Origin of the sequence: Rahnella aquatilis CIP 78.65 = ATCC 33071 (assembly GCF_000241955.1) — a bacterium.
Lineage (GTDB): Bacteria > Pseudomonadota > Gammaproteobacteria > Enterobacterales > Enterobacteriaceae > Rahnella > Rahnella aquatilis.
Window position 1 is genome coordinate 3,935,236 of the sequence record NC_016818.1, and the last position, 20,519, is coordinate 3,955,754.

General features: G+C 53.4%; 17 protein-coding genes. 7 read left to right on the forward strand and 10 right to left on the reverse strand.

Features of this window, described 5'->3' with window-relative positions; all coding sequences use genetic code 11:
* Window positions 1-11: 11 nt before the first annotated feature.
* Window positions 12-908, reverse strand: coding sequence for a LysR substrate-binding domain-containing protein (locus RAHAQ2_RS17885; protein WP_015698576.1), 897 nt, complete (start codon window positions 906-908; stop codon window positions 12-14).
* Between the two features lie 115 nt (window positions 909-1,023).
* Here RAHAQ2_RS17885 and RAHAQ2_RS17890 point away from each other — a divergent pair, with 115 nt between their 5' ends.
* The gene (locus RAHAQ2_RS17890; RefSeq protein WP_015698577.1) at window positions 1,024-2,544 is read left to right on the forward strand and encodes an MFS transporter; all 1,521 of its coding nucleotides are present in this window, start codon (window positions 1,024-1,026) and stop codon (window positions 2,542-2,544) included.
* An 8-nt stretch (window positions 2,545-2,552) separates the two neighbouring features.
* Here the strand turns inward: RAHAQ2_RS17890 and RAHAQ2_RS17895 are convergent, their stop codons facing one another.
* Both RAHAQ2_RS17895 and alkB read right to left on the reverse strand, forming a co-directional pair.
* The gene (locus tag RAHAQ2_RS17895; protein ID WP_015698578.1) at window positions 2,553-3,032 is read right to left on the reverse strand and encodes a cold shock domain-containing protein; all 480 of its coding nucleotides are present in this window, start codon (window positions 3,030-3,032) and stop codon (window positions 2,553-2,555) included.
* A 110-nt stretch (window positions 3,033-3,142) separates the two neighbouring features.
* Window positions 3,143-3,796, reverse strand: coding sequence for a DNA oxidative demethylase AlkB (gene alkB / locus RAHAQ2_RS17900; RefSeq protein ID WP_015698579.1), 654 nt, complete (start codon window positions 3,794-3,796; stop codon window positions 3,143-3,145).
* A 137-nt stretch (window positions 3,797-3,933) separates the two neighbouring features.
* Here alkB and RAHAQ2_RS17905 point away from each other — a divergent pair, with 137 nt between their 5' ends.
* The 4 genes from RAHAQ2_RS17905 to potE all read left to right on the forward strand — a co-directional run bounded on the left by RAHAQ2_RS17905 (window position 3,934) and on the right by potE (window position 9,111).
* Window positions 3,934-4,752, forward strand: coding sequence for a shikimate 5-dehydrogenase (locus tag RAHAQ2_RS17905; RefSeq protein ID WP_015698580.1), 819 nt, complete (start codon window positions 3,934-3,936; stop codon window positions 4,750-4,752).
* 467 nt (window positions 4,753-5,219) lie between these two features.
* A complete protein-coding gene (gene speFL / locus RAHAQ2_RS25585; protein ID WP_420802817.1) occupies window positions 5,220-5,303 on the forward strand; it encodes a leader peptide SpeFL in 84 nt (27 codons plus the stop codon).
* Between the two features lie 286 nt (window positions 5,304-5,589).
* Complete coding sequence (gene speF, locus RAHAQ2_RS17910; RefSeq protein WP_015698581.1) at window positions 5,590-7,779, forward strand: ornithine decarboxylase SpeF; 2,190 nt, start codon at window positions 5,590-5,592, stop codon at window positions 7,777-7,779.
* Between the two features lie 15 nt (window positions 7,780-7,794).
* A complete protein-coding gene (potE, locus tag RAHAQ2_RS17915) occupies window positions 7,795-9,111 on the forward strand; it encodes a putrescine-ornithine antiporter (protein ID WP_015698582.1) in 1,317 nt (438 codons plus the stop codon).
* A gap of 56 nt (window positions 9,112-9,167) precedes the next feature.
* Here potE and gudD read toward each other — a convergent pair whose 3' ends face one another.
* The 7 genes from gudD to dgt all read right to left on the reverse strand — a co-directional run bounded on the left by gudD (window position 9,168) and on the right by dgt (window position 18,785).
* The gene (gene gudD, locus RAHAQ2_RS17920) at window positions 9,168-10,505 is read right to left on the reverse strand and encodes a glucarate dehydratase (protein ID WP_015698583.1); all 1,338 of its coding nucleotides are present in this window, start codon (window positions 10,503-10,505) and stop codon (window positions 9,168-9,170) included.
* Window positions 10,506-10,533: 28 nt separating this feature from the next.
* Complete coding sequence (locus tag RAHAQ2_RS17925) at window positions 10,534-11,877, reverse strand: enolase C-terminal domain-like protein (protein WP_193785487.1); 1,344 nt, start codon at window positions 11,875-11,877, stop codon at window positions 10,534-10,536.
* Window positions 11,874-13,247, reverse strand: coding sequence for an MFS transporter (locus RAHAQ2_RS17930; protein ID WP_015698585.1), 1,374 nt, complete (start codon window positions 13,245-13,247; stop codon window positions 11,874-11,876). The genes RAHAQ2_RS17925 and RAHAQ2_RS17930 overlap by 4 nt, the downstream gene beginning before the upstream one ends.
* 227 nt (window positions 13,248-13,474) lie before the next feature.
* Window positions 13,475-14,635, reverse strand: a complete 1,161-nt coding sequence (locus tag RAHAQ2_RS17935; RefSeq protein WP_015698586.1) for a CdaR family transcriptional regulator — start codon at window positions 14,633-14,635, stop codon at window positions 13,475-13,477.
* A 299-nt stretch (window positions 14,636-14,934) separates the two neighbouring features.
* Window positions 14,935-15,393 carry an IS200/IS605-like element IS1541D family transposase gene (gene tnpA, locus RAHAQ2_RS17940; RefSeq protein WP_014333746.1) on the reverse strand — a complete coding sequence of 153 codons (459 nt, stop codon included), beginning with the start codon at window positions 15,391-15,393 and terminating at the stop codon, window positions 14,935-14,937.
* Between the two features lie 193 nt (window positions 15,394-15,586).
* On the reverse strand, window positions 15,587-17,038 hold the full coding sequence (gene degP, locus RAHAQ2_RS17945; RefSeq protein ID WP_015698587.1) for a serine endoprotease DegP: 1,452 nt from the start codon (window positions 17,036-17,038) through the stop codon (window positions 15,587-15,589).
* A gap of 232 nt (window positions 17,039-17,270) precedes the next feature.
* Entirely contained in the window at window positions 17,271-18,785 is a 1,515-nt protein-coding gene (gene dgt, locus RAHAQ2_RS17950; RefSeq protein ID WP_015698588.1) for a dGTPase, read from the reverse strand.
* 183 nt (window positions 18,786-18,968) lie between these two features.
* Here dgt and mtnN point away from each other — a divergent pair, with 183 nt between their 5' ends.
* Window positions 18,969-19,673, forward strand: a complete 705-nt coding sequence (gene mtnN / locus RAHAQ2_RS17955; protein WP_015698589.1) for a 5'-methylthioadenosine/S-adenosylhomocysteine nucleosidase — start codon at window positions 18,969-18,971, stop codon at window positions 19,671-19,673.
* Window positions 19,673-20,485, forward strand: a complete 813-nt coding sequence (gene btuF / locus RAHAQ2_RS17960) for a vitamin B12 ABC transporter substrate-binding protein BtuF (protein ID WP_015698590.1) — start codon at window positions 19,673-19,675, stop codon at window positions 20,483-20,485. The genes mtnN and btuF overlap by 1 nt, the downstream gene beginning before the upstream one ends.
* Window positions 20,486-20,519 lie beyond the last annotated feature (34 nt).

A 20,519-nucleotide genomic window follows, 5' to 3' on the forward strand; every position in this document is an offset into this window, starting at 1 on the left:
TGCCCCGTCTTTTATAGGGATGTGGCATCACCCAACACCTTTTTTTCGGTCAGGAAATCGATAAATACCCGCACTTTCGGCAGCATATGGCGGCTGCTCGGCCAGACTACCGAAAATTTCCCACCTTCTTTCAGATACGCGGACAGTACCGAAATCAGTTCACCGGACGCCAGATATGGCCGCACGATAAACTCCGGCACATACGCCAGCCCCAGTCCCTGTACCGTCGCCTGTAAAATCGACTCCAGATTGTTACTGCTCAGTGCCAGCGGCAGTTCCGGCGGTGTCACGCTGGTCATCTCCCATTCCTGCCATTGTCCGTTGCCCGGAAAGCGGTAGCGCAGACAAGCGTGCTGATAAAGGTCGTCAGGCGTAAGCGGCGCAGGATGTCCGGTAAAATAATGTGGTGCGCCGACAATCGCAAACCGAAACGGCCCGAGGCGTCGCGACATCATCTGTGAACTGTTCAGTTCCCCGCTGCGGATGGCGATATCAAATCCTTCATCGATGACGTTCACCATACGGTCGCTAAAATCCAAATCCAGCTCGACGTCGGGATAACGCCGGCGAAATTCCGGCAGATGCGGCAGCAGCATGCGGTAACCGATGGCCGGTGCGGTGATGCGTAATTTGCCGCGCGGCGCGGCAGAAATCCGTACCAGTTCCTGCTCGGCGTCTTCCAGTTGCATCACGATATTCTGGCAGCGTTCGAAAAATAGCTGGCCTTCATCGGTCAGGCTGATGCGCCGTGTACTGCGGTTGAACAGCCGTACACTGAGTTTTTCCTCAAGGCGTGCCACGCTTTTCCCGACCGCCGAAGCCGAAATGCCCATGCGCTCCGCCGCCGCCGCAAAACTCTGACTTTGCGCCGCGCGGACAAAGGCCAGCAGGCCGTTGAGATTTTCCATTTTCACCCCTGTTTATTCGAGCGATTTAGTCCGTAATCCTCGGACTTATAGCCTGTTTCCGCCATATTGCCGACATTTTATCATCATCGCTAACCATAACTCGTTGGGGAAACCAATGCACTCATCAACTTCAACTTCAACTTCAACTTCAACAACACCATCAACGGGCAACCTGCGCGTACTGTTTACCGTGTGTCTGGCAGGTGTGATTTTGCCGCTCAATTTTGTCAGCGGGGCGGTGGCAACCCCCGCCATTGCCCGTGAACTCGGTGGCAGCGCGCAGGCACTGAGCTGGATCACCAATTCGTTCATGCTCACATTCGGCTGTTTTCTGATGGCCGCAGGGGCGCTGGCCGATGAACTGGGGCGCAAAAAAGTGTTCGTCAGCGGCGTTTCGCTGTTTGCGCTGTTGTCGTTACTCCAGGCTTTCAGCAGCAGTTTGCTGTGGATTGATTTACTGCGCGCAGCGCAGGGCGTCGCCGCTGCCGGGGCACTGGCCGGCGGTGCGGCTGCTCTGGCTCAGGAATTCGATGGCGCAGCGCGTACCCGCGCATTCAGCCTGATGGGCAGCAGTTTTGGCGTCGGACTGGCCTTCGGCCCCTTTCTCGCGGGCGTGCTTATTGCAAACTTCGGCTGGCGTTCGGTATTTTTCTCCGCGACAGTGATTGCGGTTCTTTCCCTGATCACGGGTGCCGGAAAAATGCGTGAAACGTGCAATCCGCAGGCGGCCGGCATCGACTGGCCAGGCACCTTTTCCTTCACCGCCATGCTGGGGTTGCTGACCTGGGCGCTGATGGAAATTCCACAATCGGGACTGTCCAGCACGTTGGTGCTTGCTCAGCTGGGTGGCGCGGCGCTGTTACTGGCCGTATTTGTGGTCGTCGAATTGCGGGTGAAAAACCCGATGCTGGATTTATCCCTGTTCCGTTATATCCGTTTTATCGGTGTGCAGGCACTTCCGCTGGCGACCGGTTTCTGTTTCGTGGTGCTGCTGGTGGTGTTACCGATGCTGTTTATCGGCGTTTCAGGGCTGAGTGAGGAACGCGCCGGGCTGATGATGATGGCGCTTTCTGTGCCGATGCTGATTGTACCGCTGCTGGCGGCATGGCTGACGCGCTGGATTTCAGCGGGCGTATTGTGCACCTCTGGATTAGTGATTGCCGCTGCCGGTTTGGGCTGGCTCAGTCAGGCGGTGCTGGCGCAGGATGTCGCCGGTATGATTGCGCCGATGGCGATCATCGGCATCGGTACCGGTTTGCCGTGGGGGCTGATGGATGGATTGTCGGTGAGCGTGGTGCCGAAAGAACGTGCGGGTATGGCAACCGGTATTTTCAGCACCACGCGCGTGGCCGGAGAAGGCATCTCACTGGCCATTGTCGGCGCTATTTTGTCGACGTTAACCCATAACGCACTGGCGGCGCATTTTACCGGCGATACGGTCAGTTCAGGGGCAATCAGCCAGGCGGCGCAACGGCTGGCGACCGGTAATCTTTCCGTAACGCAGCAGCTTATTACGCAGGCCAGTACGGCGCAGCTTCAGCAGCTTTATGCCGCATCACTGCATCCCTTACTGCTGTGTCTGATGGCGATTACGCTGTTCTCAGCGCTGGTGGTGATGCTGGCGCTGCGCGGTTGAGAAGGATATTACAGCGCTTTCAGCGTCTTGACGGTAGCATCCACGTCAATTTCATCTTCGGTGAACACATAGGTGCTGTTCTGGAAAGTGGTGATCAGCAGCTTTTTCATGGTGCGCATCTCCGCTTTTTTCTCTTCTTCCTGCGGGCGGATACGGTTCATCAGCAACCCGACGGAAAGCACGGCGTTTTCTTTGTCGATTTTGGTTTCAGCAGGCACTTCTTCGTTAAACGCCAGGAAGGATTTGATGCTGGTGATTTTGATACGCTCACCGGCGATAAAGATGTATTTGCTTTCCGGCTCCACTTTCACCGCAAAGGCGGAAAGGCCTTTGTTGTTGGTGGTCGGCTCAAAGGTGACTACCGCATCTTTTTTAATCAGCTCAGGGTTTGCAACTTTAATCACGTGGAAATAACGGTTATCGCCGTTTTCATCTTTGATAAAACCGAAACCTTTATCTTCAAACCAGGTTGTGATTACGCCGTTCATCGCTTACCGCCTAAGTAATTATTTATTCAACATGTCATTTTTTTGCAGGGCGGCAGTGTAAAGCAGAATGCGGACAAAGTCCTGTGCTTTACGGCCTGATCCCCACGCAATTACGTCGCTTTACGGAACGTAAGATTAAACCGGTAAGATCCGGTCAGCGGATGCTCGCCTGCTTTAAGCGGCAATACGCCGTGATAACGCAGTCGCGACGGGCCACCCCACACCACAATATCGCCATGCATCAGCGGCACACGCTGCGTTTTATCACTGCGTTCCATGCCGCCAAACTGGAAAACAGCCGGTAAACCCAGCGAGACAGAGACGATCGGCTGGCCGAAGTCGTGCTCGTCTTTGTCCTGATGCAGGCTCATTTTCGCCCCCGGCTGATAGCGGTTGATCAGACAGGCATCCGGCGCGAAGCCTGCAAAACCCGCCTCCTCCGCCGCGCTGACGGCAAGCCGGCGAAATAACGCCGGCATCGGCGGCCATTGCTGATGACTTTCCGGCGAGGTGGACTGGTAGCGATAACCCGACCGGTCCGTCACCCAGCCAACATCACCGCAATTGGTCATCGCCACCGACATCGCATAACCGCCCGGCGTGGCGCGATATTGAAAAGGCACCAGCCCGGCGATCCGGTCAATCTCCGCGAGCAACGCCGCATCATCGGCCAGCGCCGCACCGCGCAATACCACCGCGCCCGGGCACAGTTCTTCGCGCCAGTTGGGGTGAAAATCGGGGTGATCAAACAGATCCAAATTCATATCAGCCTCCGTGTTCACGCATCTGTTAAGTATAACAGCCGATTTGAGACTGAGGCAGATTGTCGGGATGGATCGTTTCAGCTAAGGTTCATTAAGAGGCCGTAAGGTCATAAAGAACATCTTAAAAGGAGAATGAAATGAGTCGGGAAATTAACAAAGACACGCAGTTGTGTATGTCCCTTTCCGGTCGTCCGGGCAATTTCGGTACCCGTTTTCATAACAGCCTTTATCAGGCCCTGGACCTGAACTTCGTCTACAAAGCGTTTTCCACCCAGGACATCGAAGCCGCTGTGAAAGGCGTGCGCGCACTGGGCATTCGTGGCTGCGCGGTCTCGATGCCGTTCAAGGAAGCCTGCATTCCTTTTCTCGATGAGCTGGATCCTTCCGCCACCGCCATTCAGTCGGTGAATACCATCGTCAACGATGACGGCTTCCTGCGCGCCTACAATACGGATTACATCGCAGTCGCCAAACTGCTCGACAGCCATCAGGTGCCGCGTGATGCCGTTTTCGCCCTGCGCGGCAGCGGCGGCATGGGCAAAGCCGTGGTTGCGGCCATTCGTGACGCCGGTTTCAAAACCGGCTATATCATTGCCCGTAACGAAGCCAATGGCCGTGCGCTGGCGGAAGAGTACGGTTATGAATGGAAAGCTGAGGTCGGCGATGTAGCCGTCGATATGGTAGTGAACGTCACGCCAGTCGGCATGGCCGGCGGACCGGAAGCAGAGGCTCTGGCCTTCGAACCGGCGGTCATCGACCGCGCCAGCATCGTGTTTGACGTCGTCGCGCTGCCGGTAGAAACACCGCTGATCCGCTACGGTCGCGAACACGGCAAGAAAGTGATTACCGGCGCGGAAGTCGCCACATTACAGGCCGTCGAGCAGTTTGTGCTGTATACCGGCGTTCGCCCTTCGGATGCACAAATCGACGCCGCAGCGGCACACGCACGCCGCTGATTCTGTCGATTCACACAGCATAACGCCCTGACTTTCCCGGTCAGGGTATTTTTTTCCCTGCTTACCTTCACAATTTCAGGCATTTCCCCTCCCATTTTTATTGCCGATATTTATGCACATTTTTATGCATGTAAATTCATTAACATATAATGATCATTCATTGGCTAATAACATTCAGGTTACTTAATTTTGTTTATCGTTGTACCGCTATCACAATACGCCGCTTATTCTGCTCAGAATATCATCGTTCACAATTATCTGAGGGATATCTTGTTTACATTTTCGTTGTTGCTTTATGCTTTTATTATTCACTTTATTGCGAATTTACTGCATAAAATATGAATAATAATTTGTGATAACCCCTTTTTTGTGATTTTCATCACAATATAAACCTTTGCGGGCGCTAAACTTGCCGCGCTTATTCAACTTAATAAGGTCGATGGCAAATGGAAAATAATAATCGAAAAATGGCACATATACGACGAACCACGCATCTTATGATGATGGCTCACCGCAGTTGTTTTAACTTCGCCTTCTTTAACTTCCGATAACCTTCCCTCTTTACGTTTTTATTCCGTATTGCATCACGCCCCATGCCCTGAATTTTATATCGCCAACATGGCGATGGCATACTTTTGTCTTTCTTTTGCAAAGACTGAATCTGGCCTGACAACATAACGGATAATAACCCGACACAATTTCACAAAATGAACCTGATACCCTGTAATATTCCTGAAATATTACAGCGGATTCGCACACTTTTATTTTGATGAAATATAACTTTCAGAAAGTGGAGACATTTTCTGCGGGACAATATCGTCAAAAAAATGAGAAAAAATGAAAACATTAAGAATAGCCGCTCACCCTTCCACCCTGGACTGCTTTGAAACGTCGAGGGAAATTATTGCTCTCCATCAGACCGATTTTACCGACGTCGCTGCCGCCGTACTTTCTGTGGAAGACGTGCAGCGCGGCATGATTGCGCATCTGACAGAAATCGGCCTGAACATTCCGCTGTTCGTAGCGGTATCTTACGGGGAAGAGCTGAATACCGATGTTTTACCGGCGCTGCAAGGCGTGTTCGAACTGGGCAGCAGCAACACACATTTTTACGGCAAACAGCTTGAAGCCGCCGCCGTAAAATATGAAAGCGAGTTGCTGCCCCCGTTCTTCGATACCCTGACGAAATACGTAGAAATGGGCAATGCCACCTTTGCCTGTCCGGGTCATCAGGGCGGTGAATTCTTCCGCAGACACCCGGCTGGCCGCCAGTTCTTTGATTTCTTTGGTGAAAACCTGTTTCGATCAGATATGTGTAATGCTGATGTGAAACTGGGCGATTTGCTGATCCATGAGGGCGCGCCCTGCGAGGCACAGCAACACGCTGCCAGAATCTTTAATGCGGATAAAACTTACTTTGTCCTGAACGGCACTTCAGCCTCTAACAAAGTGGCCACTAACGCGCTGCTGACCCGTGGCGATCTGGTGCTGTTTGACCGCAACAATCATAAATCTAACCATCACGGTGCGCTGATCCAGGCGGGCGCTACGCCGGTGTATCTGGAAACTGCCCGAAACGCTTTCGGCCTGATTGGCGGCATTGATGCGCATTGTTTCGACGAACGCGCATTACGTCAGCAGATCCGTGAAGTCGCGCCGGAACGCGCCAGCCAGCCGCGCCCTTTCCGTCTGGCCATCATTCAGTTAGGCACTTATGACGGCACAATTTATAACGCCCGCCAGGTGGTCGATAAGATCGGCCATCTGTGTGATTACATTCTGTTTGATTCGGCATGGGTCGGCTACGAGCAGTTTATTCCGATGATGAAAGACTGCTCGCCGCTGCTACTGGAACTGAATGAAAACGATCCGGGGATTATCGTCACTCAGTCCGTGCACAAACAGCAGGCCGGGTTCTCACAAACCTCACAAATCCATAAAAAAGATAAACATATCAAGGGGCAGGATCGCTATTGTAACCACAAGCGTTTTAACAACGCCTTTATGCTGCACGCCTCCACCAGTCCGTTCTATCCGCTGTTCGCCGCCCTGGACGTCAACGCCAAAATGCATGAAGGCAAAAGCGGTCAGCGCATGTGGAAAGAGTGCGTCCGGGTGGGGATTGAGGCCCGTAAAATGCTGATGGCGTCCTGCCATCTGATCACACCTTTCGTTCCGCCGGTGGTGGACGGCAAACCGTGGCAGTCCCACGACACCAGCAGTATTGCCAGTGATTTGCGCTTTTTCAACTTCGCGCCAGACCAGAAGTGGCACGGGTTTGAAGGCTATGGTGAGGCACAATATTTTGTCGATCCGTGCAAGCTATTACTGACCACACAGGGCATTGATACCGAAACCGGCGCATACAGCGAATTCGGTATTCCGGCGACCATACTGGCGCACTATTTGCGTGAAAATGGCATCGTGCCGGAAAAATGCGATCTGAACTCTATTCTGTTCCTGCTCACCCCCGCCGAAGATATGGCAAAAATGCAGCATCTGGTGGCACTGATTGCCCGCTTCGAACAACATATCGAACAGAATTCCCTGTTGTGCGATGTGCTGCCCACCGTTTACCGAAATCATCAACCACGTTATCAGAATTACACGCTGCGTCAGCTGTGTCAGGAAATGCATGATTTATACGTCAGCTACGATGTGAAAACATTGCAGAAAGAGATGTTCCGTAAAGCGTATTTCCCACGCGTGGTGATGAATCCTCAGGATGCCAATATTCAGTTCGTCCGCGGCAATGTGGAATTAATCCCGCTGGTGAAAGCGGAAGGTCGGATCGCAGCGGAAGGTGCCCTGCCTTATCCTCCTGGCGTGTTGTGTGTTGTGCCGGGAGAAATATGGGGAGGCGCGGCACAACGTTATTTCCTTGCACTGGAAGAAAGCATCAATTTATTACCCGGTTTCGCCACCGAATTGCAGGGCGTTTATATCCGGCAGGATGAAGATGGCTGGAACCGCGTTTATGGCTACGTCATTAAACAGGAAACACCCTCATTACTGGCTGCACGATAATAAAAGGAAATAATCATGAGTAAGTCGAATAATAAAATGGGGGTTGTGCAGTTAACAATTCTCACGGCAGTCAATATGATGGGTTCCGGTATTATTATGCTGCCCACCAAACTGGCCGAAGTCGGAACGATTTCTATCGTTTCCTGGCTGGTCACAGCCCTCGGTTCGATGGCACTGGCCTATGCCTTCGCCAAGTGCGGAATGTTCAGCCGTAAATCCGGCGGCATGGGAGGTTATGCAGAATACGCCTTTGGTAAATCCGGTAATTTCATGGCGAATTACACCTACGGCGTGTCACTGCTGATTGCCAATATTGCCATTGCGATTTCCGCCGTGGGTTACGGCACCGAGTTGTTCGGGGTGGCACTGCCGCCACTGGGGATTTGTATTGCGACTATTGCGGTACTGTGGATCGCGACTGTCGCGAATTTTGGTGGCGCGCGGATCACCGGACAAATCAGTTCCATTACCGTCTGGGGGGTCATCATCCCGGTGGTCGGCATCTCCATTATCGGCTGGTACTGGTTTAGCGGCGAAGCCTATCTGGCGGCGTGGAACCCGCATGCAGAGCCAACATTTAAAGCCGTCGGTGCCTCTATCTCAATGACATTGTGGGCATTTCTTGGGCTGGAATCGGCCTGTGCCAATACGGATGTAGTGGAAAACCCGGAGCGAAACGTGCCGATTGCCGTCATGGGCGGCACACTGGGCGCGGCGGTGATTTACGTGGTGTCCACCAACGTGATTGCCGGTATTGTACCGAATATGGATCTGGCGAATTCCACTGCGCCATTCGGGCTGGCGTTCTCACATATGTTCAATCCGACGGTCGGGAAAATCATCATGGCGCTGATGATCATGTCCTGCGTCGGTTCACTGCTTGGCTGGCAGTTCACCATTGCCCAGGTCTTCAAATCCTCCGCCGACAGCGGCTTCTTCCCGAAAATATTTTCTAAGCTCAATAAGGCAGATGCCCCGGTGAAAGGGATGCTGACTATCGTGATTTTCCAGAGTGTGCTGTCGCTGATGACCATCAGCCCGTCACTCAGCAAACAGTTCGATACGCTGGTGAATCTGGCGGTGGTGACCAATATCATCCCGTATATCTTGTCGATGGCAGCACTGGTGATCATCCAGAAAGTGGCGAAAGTACCGGAAGGAAAAGCCAAAATCGCCAATGTCATTGCCGGTATCGGTGCGTTATACAGCTTCTATGCCCTTTACAGTTCCGGCCAGGAAGCCATGATGTGGGGTGCAATCGCCACCTTCCTGGGCTGGACGTTGTACGGACTGGTGTCACCGCGTTTTGAAATGGCCGGTAAGAAAGGATAACCGCAATAAAAAAGCCCCGGTGCAACTGCCGGGGCTTTGACGCTTGCCTTTCCCGTTTACCGCACCAGACACGGCCTTTTTGGATCAAACTTCCAGTCCGGCACCAGGAACTGCATGCCCTGTGCATCGTCCCGCGCGCCCAGCCCCATGCCTTTGTACAGCTCGTGCGCCTTCATCACCTGATCCATATCCAGCTCAACGCCCAGACCCGGTTGTTCCGGCACGCGCACTTTACCGCCTTTGATCTGCAACGGTTCTTTGGTCAGGCGCTGATTGCCTTCCTGCCAGATCCAGTGGGTGTCGATGGCGGTGATTTTACCCGGCGCGGCGGCGGCCACCTGTGTGAACATCGCCAGCGAGATATCAAAGTGATTGTTAGAGTGCGAACCCCAGGTCAGCCCCCATTCGTGGCACATCTGCGCGACGCGAACTGAGCCCTGCATGGTCCAGAAGTGCGGATCCGCCAGCGGAATATCCACGGATTTCAGCTGGATAGTATGGCCCATCTGACGCCAGTCGGTGGCGATCATATTGGTGGCCGTCGGCAGCCCGGTTGCCTGACGGAATTCGGCCATCACTTCACGCCCGGAGAAGCCCTGCTCAGCGCCGCACGGATCTTCGGCATACGCCAGCACACCGCGCAGTTGCTTGCCAAGCGCGATGGCTTCATTCAGCGACCAGGCGCCGTTAGGATCGAGCGTGATCCGCGCCTGCGGGAAGCGCTGCGCCAGCGCCGTCACGGCTTCGGCCTCTTCGCTGCCTGCCAGCACGCCACCTTTCAGTTTGAAATCATTGAAGCCATATTTTTCATACGCCGCTTCAGCCAGACGCACGACCGCCGCCGGTGTCAGCGCCTCCTCATGGCGCAGACGATACCAGTCGCAACTGTCGCCCGGCTGGCTCTGATAGCCCAGCGAGGTTTTATTGCGGTCACCGACGTAGAACAGATAACCGAGCATGTCGACTTCATCACGCTGCTGCCCGTCACCCAGCAACGAGGCCACAGTGACACCCAGATGCTTGCCAAGCAAGTCCAGCATGGCGGCTTCGATCGCCGTCACGACGTGGATGGTGGTGCGTAAATCAAAGGTCTGCAAACCGCGGCCTGACGCATCACGATCGGCGAATTTCTCCCGCACGGCGGTCATCACATTTTTGTATTCACCCAGCGTTTTGCCAATCACCAGCAATGCGGAATCATCCAGCGTCTGACGAATTTTCTCGCCGCCCGGCACTTCACCGACGCCGGTATTCCCGCTGCTGTCCTTGAGGATCAGAATGTTGCGGGTAAAGAAAGGGGCATGTGCGCCGCTGAGATTAAGCAACATGCTGTCGTGCCCGGCGACCGGGATCACCTGCATGGAGACAATTTTAGGTGTAGATGAAGAGGTCATGCTTACTCCTTAGTAAAGTCAGATTCCGTTAACCGCGCCCCAGAGCCGGGCGCTTGCGATCGAATGTCCAGCCGGGGATCAGATACTGCATCGCGGCGGCATCGTTGCGCGCGCCGGTCGGCAGTTTCCGGTGCAGCTCATGAGCGCGATGGATTTGGTCCATGTCGATCTCCACACCCAGCCCCGGTTTTTCAGGCACTTTGATTTTCCCGTTCACAATTTGCAGCGGCTCTTTGGTCAGGCGCTGGTTGCCTTCCTGCCAGATCCAGTGCGTGTCAATCGCCGTCGGTTTACCCGGCACAGCCGCGCCGACATGGGTAAACATCGCCAGTGAAATGTCAAAATGGTTGTTCGAATGGCAGCCCCACGTCAGGCCCCATTCATCACAAAGTTGTGCGACACGCACCGCACCATGCATCGTCCAGAAGTGCGGATCCGCCAGCGGAATATCCACTGACTGCAACATGACTGCGTGCTGCATCTCGCGCCAGTTGGTGGCGATCATGTTGGTGGCCACCGGCAAACCGGTGGCGCGGCGGAATTCCGCCATCACTTCACGGCCTGAAAAACCCTGCTCCGCACCGCACGGATCTTCGGCATAACTGAGGATGCCGTGCAGGCCTTTGCACAAACCGACGGCTTCATCCAGCAGCCACGCGCCGTTCGGATCGACAGTAATTCGCGCATCGGGAAAACGTTTTGCCAGCGCCTTGACCGCCTCGATCTCCTGCTCGCCAGGCAGTACGCCGCCTTTAAGTTTGAAATCTTTGAAGCCATAACGATCCTGTGCCGCTTCGGCCAGCCGCACCACCGCTTCACCGTTCATCGCTTCCTGATGTCGCAGGTGATACCAGTCGTGGTCACCGCGCTCCCCTTCCTGATACGGCAAATCGGTTTTCTGCCGGTCACCGATATAGAACAGATAACCGAGCACTGTGACTTCATCACGCTGTTTACCCGGCCCGAGCAGTTCACACACCGGCACGCCGAGGAATTTACCCATTAGATCCAGCAGCGCGGCTTCGAGTGCGGCGACGGCGTTAACGCGCAGTTCGAACGTCCAGGCACCTTTGCCGAATGAATCAAAATCCGATGACTGATTGCCGGTGTGGATCTGATGCACCAGCCGGTTCATGCGCGCCACTTCCTGGCCCTTCACCTGAGCAATGGCCTCCACCAGCGTGTTGTAAATCACCTCGCCGCCCGGCGCTTCGCCCACACCGGTATTCCCGGCGCTGTCTTTGAGGATCACGATATTGCGGGTGAAGTAAGCACCGTGCGCGCCCCCGATATTCATCAGCATGCTGTCATGCCCTGCCACAGGAATGACCTGCATATCCGTGATGACCGGCGAGGATGGCGTACTCATCATAATTCTCCTTTTCTGCTGCCTGCACCGGCATACGGGCGAAGCTGGATACGTTCGATTTTTCCGACAATAAACAGATAGCTGACCACGGCGAGCAGCGCGTGGATGCCGACATAAATCAGTGCGCCGTTGAAGGAACCGGTCGTTCCGATAATGTAGCCGATAGCGATCGGTGTGATGATGCCGGAGACGTTACCGAACATGTTGAACAATCCGCCGCTCAGTCCGCTGATTTCTTTCGGTGCGGTATCGGCCATCACCGCCCAGCCCAGCGCACCCAGACCTTTACCGAAGAAGGCGAATGCCATAATACCGACCACCATCCATTCGGTATCGACGTAGTTGCAGAAAATCATCGACATCGACAGCAGCATGCCGATCACAATCGGGGCCTTACGCGACAGTGTCAGGTTGCTGGTTCTGCGCATCAGCCAGTCGGAAATGATCCCGCCCAGTACGCCGCCGAGGAAGCCGCAAATCGCCGGTACCGAGGCCACCATGCCCGCTTTAAGTATCGACATGCCGCGCGCCTGAACCAGATACACCGGGAACCAGGTGATGAAGAAGTAAGTCAGCGCGTTAATGCAATACTGGCCGATGTAAATGCCAATCATCATGCGGGATTTCAGTAACTGCTTAAGCTGGAAGGTTTTTTCACCTTTGACCGCGGCTTTTTTGGTGATCTTCTGATCCATATTGATCAGCGCACCACCGGCTTCCATGTAATCAAGTTCCGCCTGGTTTACACCCGGATGATCTTTCGGATCGTGGATGACTTTCAGCCAGATGAAGCTCAGCACGATCCCAAGACCGCCCATGAAGAAGAAGACATGTGACCAGCCCACTTCATGGGTCAGCCAGCCCATAATCGGCGCGAAAATAACCGTGGCAAAGTACTGCGCGGAGTTAAAAATAGAGACTGCGGTGCCACGTTCCTGAGCCGGGAACCAGGCCGCGACGATACGGCTGTTGCCGGGGAAGGAGGGCGCTTCGGCCAGACCGACCAGAAAACGTAAGGCAAACAATGAAACGACAATGCCGAAGCCGCTGAAGACATCAACAAAGCCCTGCAACAGGGTGAATAAAGACCAGATGAAAATGCTGTAGAAATAAACTTTTTTCGAACCGAATTTATCGAGCAGCCAGCCGCCGGGTATCTGTCCGATGACATACGCCCAGGAAAATGCCGAGAAGATATATCCCATCCCGACGGAATCCAGCCCGATATCTTTGGCCATCGCCGAACCGGCAATGGATAATGTGGCGCGATCGCCGTAATTAAATGAGGTGACAATAAATAACATCACCACTATCCAGTAGCGCGCGTTAGTTCTTTTTTTGACGGCACTGGCTGCTGAAACGGTAGTTTCCATGGTGTTCTCCGGAATTAATGACAACGCCTCTAAACAGAGATAAAAGTCATTCCATTCACAGAACTGTAGGGTTCAGAGAGGAAGGAACGCAGCCAGTATATGAACAACATTCCTTTTACTCATTGGGCAATCTTCCAAGCATAAATTGCCCTTTGCATTTATCCTGAGGCAAATGCCCAGCGCCGTGCGAGTTGTTTCACAAAATAATGAAACAGCTGTGATGGCTGTCACAAATGGTTGTTATCTAATTGCAGCGCCACGTACAGCAATAAACGATCGTCGAAATTCCCGAGATCCAGACCGGTTAATTCCGAGATACGGTTAAGGCGATATTCCAGCGTGTTACGATGAATATACAGGGCCTTAGACGTCGCGGTAGGCTGAACATTATGGTGGAACCACGACGTCAGCGTGCGGCGCAGTAATCCGTTGCCATCCGTCGCTTTCAGACGCGCCAGCGGACGCACCAGTTCGTCGGCCTGCCAGCCGCCGCGCAGGCTGTCGAGCAACACGGGTAAGATCAGATCCTGATAAAAGTAACAACGCTGTTCCGGCATCCGCTGTTTGCCCACAGTCATGGTGGTGCGTGCGGTGCGATAAGAACGGGCGATGCTGCCGGGGCCGGTAAAGAAGTTGCCAAGAGAAATGCGCACGCGCAGGCGGCCGGTTTCGGTCATGCGTGACAGCAGATGATCAATGCGCTGGCGGTGACCGTCCGGATCCCAGCGATCGTAGCTGTTCAGCGCCGGTTTCAGCACCACCATCTCGGTGAGGGAAACGATAGCGATCAGGTTGTCGCGCTCCGGCGTGGTCAGCAGGGTTTGCAACTGTTGCAGTTCCGCCATGGCAGAATCCACACCGAGCTGTCCGCTGTCGACCTCCACCACCGCAGCGACGCGCGGCCGGTTCAGGTCGATGCCCAGACGCTGCGCCCATTCCATCAGCGCCGGAGAAAGCTCGTCTACGCGGATTAAATTCAGCACCAGTTCTTCACGCAGACGGCTGTCCTGCGCCAGCATATGCAGCAAACGCGCCTGTTCGAGCATCATTTCGGCGGTCATGCACACCAGTTCGCCATACTGACGCAACTGCGACGGATTGCCCGTCAGACCGATAACGCCAACGATCTGGCCGTCGATACGCAGCGGCAGGTTGATGCCCGGACGAACACCGTGCAAATGCCGGGCAACGCCTTCGTCGATGTCGACAATGCGCTCCTGCGAAATCGCCAGCAATGCCCCTTCGTGCAATTCACCCAGACGCTGATCGTCGCCGCTGCCGATAATCCGTCCGCGGCCATCCATGACATTCACATTACTATCAATAATTTGCATTGTGCGGGCAACAATTTGTTGCGCCAGCTTTGCATCGAGATGATACGCCGACATGGAGCCCCTGCCTTGCCTGTTTTATCGTTGTTAAAGCAGCATACTCAGGCGGCGATGCCCGTACATTATGCAAATGCCCAAAGAGCGAAAGCACCTATTGAAGTTGCGGGTAACATCACATTTTTAAGCAAATGCCCAACCTGGCCCTGCATAATTCCCATCATTTATGGGCGTCATTGAAAAACAGGCAATAAATATCCTCCGGCATAGCCGGAGGTTTTTCATATGCGCCTGTAAGGCTCTGTTACCAGCCGCGCCCTAACAGGCGCATAGCAATCTGACATTTGCATCCAAATTCGTTACTTACCGCCCGTAAACGGGCTCCCTGGATACGGGATTGATAACTGTTCCCCTAGTTTATCCTGCTCCAGTTGGTGCTTTATGTATTCCTGGATCTTCGATGTATTTTTACCCACTGTATCTACATAATACCCTCGGCACCAAAACTCCCTGTTCCTGTATTTGAATTTAAGATCACCAAATTGTTCATATAGCATCAGACTACTTTTGCCCTTCAGATACCCCATGAAGCTCGATACACTCATCTTCGGCGGGATTTCCACAAGCATATGGATGTGATCTGCACAGCATTCTGCTTCCAGAATGTGCACATTTTTCCATTCACACAGTTTTCTTAAAATACTCCCTACTGCACGGCGTTTCTCGCCGTAGAAGACCTGCCTTCGGTATTTAGGCGCGAAAACTATGTGATATTTACAGTTCCATCGGGTGTGCGCTAAGCTCTTTTCGTCCCCCATTGGGACCCCCTTTTGATTTCTTGTTTGACCAATGCAGTTGCCAGACCGCAAGGTGTTTTAACAAATCAAAAGGGGTTTTTATATCCGGCTCAAAGCTGGAAGCTTTACGGAACCCCCAGCCTAGCTGGGGGTTTTCTATAGACAAAAAAAAGCACGCCGGAGCGTGCTTTATGCGAAGTACTGCGGGCAGAAATTACTGTGCCAGCAGGTAAATTGAGGTGTTGCCACGCTGGATATCCAGCGCCAGAACGTTTGGCTTGGTGTCGAGAATTTTACGCAGCTCACCCAGATTGGTCACTTTCTGCTGATTCACACCCAGAATGACGTCGCCTTTTTTCAGGCCGATGCGTGCCGCCGTTGAGCCCGGTTTCACTTCATCGACTTTCACGCCTTTCTGATCGCCCGCTGCGCCGTTACTCAGTTCAGCCCCTTCGATGCCGGTATAAATGTTGCCGGATTCAATTTTCGGTGTCTGAGTGCTTTGCTCGATGGTCACTTCAACGTTCATCGGTTTGCCCTCACGCAGCAGTCCGAGGGTCACTTTGGTGCCGATTGGCAGAGTGCCGATATCCGCGCGGAACGAAGCAAAACTGCTGATCGGTTTGCCGTTCATGCTCAGTATCACGTCACCGGCTTTAATGCCCGCTTTCTCCGCTGCAGATTTCGGCATGACCTGGCTGATGAATGCGCCGCGCTGTGCATCCACCTTCATGGCTTTCGCCAGTTCGGAATTCAGCTCAGTCCCCATGATGCCCAGTTCACCGCGTTTCACCTGACCGAATTCGATCATTTGTTTGGACAGGTTTTTCACCATGTTACTTGGGATCGCAAAACCGATACCGATGTTGCCGCCGTCCGGTGCCAGGATCGCCGTGTTAAGGCCAATCAGTTCACCGTTCAGGTTCACCAGCGCACCGCCGGAGTTACCGCGGTTGATCGCCGCATCCGTCTGGATGAAGTTTTCGTAGTTCTCAATATTCAGGCCGGAACGACCCAGTGCAGAAACGATACCGGAAGTCACGGTTTCGCCCAGACCATACGGGTTACCGATTGCCACGGTGTAATCACCCACACGCAGTTGTTCGGAGTCCGCCATCTTAATGGCCGTCAGGTTTTTCGCATTCTGTAACTGAATAACCGCGATGTCAGAACGCGGGTCCTTGCCAATGACTTTCGCCTCGAATTTGCGGCCATCATTGAGCTGTACGCTGATTTTGGTGGCGTTATCAACCACGTGGTTGTTGGTGACCACATACCCTTTGTCGGCATCAATGATGACGCCGGAACCCAGCGCACGGAAATCTTCTTTCTGTTCAGGCGCAGGCTGGCCATCCGGCCCCTGACCGCCGCCCTGACAAACCGGAGAGCCCTGGAACGGCGAACCGTCCTGGCACAGCGGCGAATTCTGACCAAAGAATTGCTGGAACTGCTGACCCATGCGCGGCGTTTTTACCGGCGCACTGCCTTCAACGTTAACGCTCACCACAGAGGGCATCACTTTTTCAAGCATAGGTGCCAGACTGGGAAGCTGAGTGGTGCTGGTGCTGGAAGACGCTGTTTCAGCAGCCAGTGCAGAAGAAACCGGGGCCATTGCCATACCGATACTTAACGCTAATGCGCTGAGGAATAAACTCGATTTTTTCATTTTTCAGGATCTCTTAAAATTATTGTGGCAACCAGATTAGTCGCATTGCTTGGTAGTCGTGATACTGAGATGTAATTAATAGCGTGAAGTTCATCAGGGTCGAAATGACAATGGTAAAAAATTATTGTCAGCATTTACAAATGGCGATTTTTCAGACAGTTCCGTAAAGAAAATTAAAGAGAGTTCAATTTAATCCTTAACGTTAGCCTGACTAATTCGTATTACGGGTAAACTATTCAGCGGCCATCAGCCTGCGATATTCGTCGTAGGCATAAAGGTCGGTCATTCCGCTGATATAATCCTGAATCATTCGCGCACGATAATAAAACTCCTGTGCGGCATGTTCCGCGACCGGTAATCCTTCCAGCGCCGCTACGGCATTGTTGTAAGCCAGACGATGTTTGGCAGAAACCTTATGCAGCAGACGGGTTTCAATAGGATATTTCCTGTGCGTATCTTCCTGAACCAGCTGATTAAAATCTGTAAGCGGCATATCCAGCAACGGGCTGTAAATATCGAGTAATCCGCTGATCACCCGATAGCCTTGTAATTCCAGCTCCTCCACTTCGGGATGATTGAATACCTGTTTGAAGGCCACTGCTTTATAAATCTCTAACAACCGGTTGGCCTGGCTGTCATCTTCCAGCAACGCATGATTAAAGGTGCCCTGATAAATATCTTCTATATTATCAATGAACCGGCGGGCAGCATGCGGCACCAGTTGTTTCACCGTCTGAACGCGCAGCTCCATAAAGAAGTAATCCACCGGATTACGGAACGTTTTCGCTTTATCCATTTTCTCGTAAGCAGTGCGAACCACTTTATCGAAGAAGTCGTTTTTCTCTATCGCTCCCCACTCACGACACAGATAATTATAAAGCTGTTCAACGCTGAAAATACTTTTCTCAACCGCATCTTCCAGATCAGCAATGCAGTAAGAAATATCATCGGCCGCCTCCATAATGTAGGTAAGCGGAAAGCGGTTAAATTCACCCAACCCAAGTTCGCTGCGCAGTTTTTTGATGAACGGCTCTTCCGCCAGATAAAAACCCGGTTTTTTCATCAGGTAATCATGCGAAGGCAGTTTGGTCATTGAATACGCAGGGCGGGTATATTTCAGAATGCAGGCGGTCTGACTGTAAGTGAGATTGAGTTTCAGTAAGGTGAATACCAGCCGGATGGCCTGCGCATTGCCTTCAAAATTAGACAGGTCGTAGCGGATTTTACTGCGCAACTGGTTCAGTTCAGCGTCGCCTGGCGTCAGGCGCAAACAGGTGACCAGACAGGCATCAGTTTCCTGCGGCGTTTCGCCACAACCGGCGGTATCCATCCGCCTGGCGAACCAGTTGTTAATGGCGGATTCACCAAAATGGCCGAACGGCGGATTGCCGATGTCGTGCATCAGGCATGCCATTTCGACCACACTTTCAAAGGGGTCGGTCACCTCGTCCAGCCCGTAAGATTCCAGCTTTTCCTGCCAGCGCAGGCGATGCAGAATCTCTTTAGCAATGTGACGCCCGACCTGCTGAACTTCAAGGGAGTGCGTCAGGCGGCTACGAACGGCGGCGTTTTTCTCCAGCGGAAAAACCTGTGTCTTTTGTTGCAGGCGGCGGATGGCAGCCGAGTTGATAATGCGCCCGCGATCGCTTTCGAACTGACGAACGACGTCATAAGCATCGCGTGCCTCGATCGGGGCGCTGAAAGGACGCTGAAAATTGAATTTCGCTTTAAAATCGATCCCGGACATGATTTCCCACCTTTTCAGCCACTCACACACCAGGCCGATGCGCTTTTTGCATTAACAACCTGCATCCCAAACGGATTATTTCTTACCTTTAGCCATGATAGACTATCGCACATTGTTTTCGTGATTAAACCGTCAATTCCGCACAGGCTGCGGCTCATTCCAACCACATCTGCGAGTATTCATATGAAAGTAGGCATTATCGGTGCAATGGAGCAGGAAGTGACCCTGCTGCGCGACAAGATTATCAACCGTAAGACTATCGAACGCGCAGGCTGCGAAATCTATACCGGCCAGTTAAATGGCGTGGACGTGGCGCTGCTGAAATCCGGCATTGGTAAAGTGTCTGCGGCCATGGGTACCACACTGCTGCTGGAACATTGCCGTCCTGATGTGGTGATCAACACCGGTTCCGCTGGCGGTCTGGCGAAGACCCTGAAAGTCGGTGATATCGTCGTGTCTGATGAAGTGCGTTATCACGATGCTGACGTCACCGCGTTTGGCTATGAACCGGGCCAGATGGCCGGTTGTCCGCCTGCGTTCACCGCTGATCCGGCGCTGATTGAACTGGCAGAAAACTGCATCCGTGAACTGAACCTGAACGCCGTACGCGGTCTGGTTTGCAGCGGTGACGCGTTCATCAATGGCGCAGCGCCTCTGGCACGTATCCGCGCAACCTTCCCGACCGTGGCGGCTGTCGAAATGGAAGCCGCGGCTATCGGTCACGTTTGCCACCTGTTCGGGACACCGTTTGTGGTCGTTCGCGCCATTTCTGACGTCGCTGATGGTGAATCTCACCTGAGCTTTGAAGAATTCCTGGTTGTCGCCGCACAGCAATCCACCCTGATGGTGGATGCGATGCTGACAGCACTGGCGGCTTTTGAAGAATAATGATGCACCGGTTCTGTCTCATACTGATGTGCCTGCTGCTGCCTGTGGCGGCGACTGCGGCACCGGCGCAACGGGTGATCAGTCTGGCACCCAATCTGACAGAACTGGCATTTGCCGCCGGTCTGGGTGATCGGATAATCGGAGTTAGTGCTTACTCCGATTATCCGCCGCAAGCCAGCAAGCTCGAACAGGTGGCGAACTGGCAGGGGATCAACGTCGAACGTATTGTGACGCTGAAACCTGACTTAGTGCTCGCCTGGCGGGGCGGCACCCCGCAACGTCCGCTGGATCAGCTGATTTCGCTCGGCATCCCCGTTATCTATCTTGATCCGCAAAATGCGGAACAGGTGGCGCAGGCGCTGGAACAGCTTGCGGTGTACAGCCCATCTGCGGAAAACGCAAAACGCGCTGCTGCTGATTTTCGTCAGCAATGGCAGGCGCTGAAGCTGAAATATCATCGCCAAAAGCCCGTTTCTGCCTTTATTCAGTTCGGCACCCAGCCACTGTTTACCGCCGCCGCGACCACCATGCAAAGCGAAGTGCTTAACGTCTGCGGGGGTAAAAATATTTTCGCCGACAGCCGTGTGCCCTGGCCTCAGGTCAGCCGGGAACAGGTTTTAAGCCGTCATCCTCAGGTTATTGTGATATCAGGCGGAAAATCACAAAAACAGGTGATCGAGGATTACTGGCGCTCCATGCTCAGCGCGCAGGTTATCGCACTGGATCCCGACTGGTTCAGCCGGGCCGGGCCGCGCATTCTCCTGGCTGCACAACAACTTTGTCCGCAGCTTGCCGCCCTGCCTGAAGGGTGAATGCTTACTTACCTGAGCACCCTTTTCATCCGCC

Excerpts from the sequence above, each read along its gene's own strand:
- RAHAQ2_RS17885 (WP_015698576.1), bottom strand. The coding sequence starts at position 908 with ATGGAAAATCTCAACGGCCTGCTGGCCTTTGTCCGCGCGGCGCAAAGT.
- RAHAQ2_RS17890 (WP_015698577.1), top strand. The coding sequence starts at position 1,024 with ATGCACTCATCAACTTCAACTTCAACTTCAACTTCAACAACACCATCA.
- RAHAQ2_RS17895 (WP_015698578.1), bottom strand. The coding sequence starts at position 3,032 with ATGAACGGCGTAATCACAACCTGGTTTGAAGATAAAGGTTTCGGTTTT.
- alkB (WP_015698579.1), bottom strand. The coding sequence starts at position 3,796 with ATGAATTTGGATCTGTTTGATCACCCCGATTTTCACCCCAACTGGCGC.
- RAHAQ2_RS17905 (WP_015698580.1), top strand. The coding sequence starts at position 3,934 with ATGAGTCGGGAAATTAACAAAGACACGCAGTTGTGTATGTCCCTTTCC.
- speFL (WP_420802817.1), top strand. The coding sequence starts at position 5,220 with ATGGCACATATACGACGAACCACGCATCTTATGATGATGGCTCACCGC.
- speF (WP_015698581.1), top strand. The coding sequence starts at position 5,590 with ATGAAAACATTAAGAATAGCCGCTCACCCTTCCACCCTGGACTGCTTT.
- potE (WP_015698582.1), top strand. The coding sequence starts at position 7,795 with ATGAGTAAGTCGAATAATAAAATGGGGGTTGTGCAGTTAACAATTCTC.
- gudD (WP_015698583.1), bottom strand. The coding sequence starts at position 10,505 with ATGACCTCTTCATCTACACCTAAAATTGTCTCCATGCAGGTGATCCCG.
- RAHAQ2_RS17925 (WP_193785487.1), bottom strand. The coding sequence starts at position 11,877 with ATGATGAGTACGCCATCCTCGCCGGTCATCACGGATATGCAGGTCATT.
- RAHAQ2_RS17930 (WP_015698585.1), bottom strand. The coding sequence starts at position 13,247 with ATGGAAACTACCGTTTCAGCAGCCAGTGCCGTCAAAAAAAGAACTAAC.
- RAHAQ2_RS17935 (WP_015698586.1), bottom strand. The coding sequence starts at position 14,635 with ATGTCGGCGTATCATCTCGATGCAAAGCTGGCGCAACAAATTGTTGCC.
- tnpA (WP_014333746.1), bottom strand. The coding sequence starts at position 15,393 with ATGGGGGACGAAAAGAGCTTAGCGCACACCCGATGGAACTGTAAATAT.
- degP (WP_015698587.1), bottom strand. The coding sequence starts at position 17,038 with ATGAAAAAATCGAGTTTATTCCTCAGCGCATTAGCGTTAAGTATCGGT.
- dgt (WP_015698588.1), bottom strand. The coding sequence starts at position 18,785 with ATGTCCGGGATCGATTTTAAAGCGAAATTCAATTTTCAGCGTCCTTTC.
- mtnN (WP_015698589.1), top strand. The coding sequence starts at position 18,969 with ATGAAAGTAGGCATTATCGGTGCAATGGAGCAGGAAGTGACCCTGCTG.
- btuF (WP_015698590.1), top strand. The coding sequence starts at position 19,673 with ATGATGCACCGGTTCTGTCTCATACTGATGTGCCTGCTGCTGCCTGTG.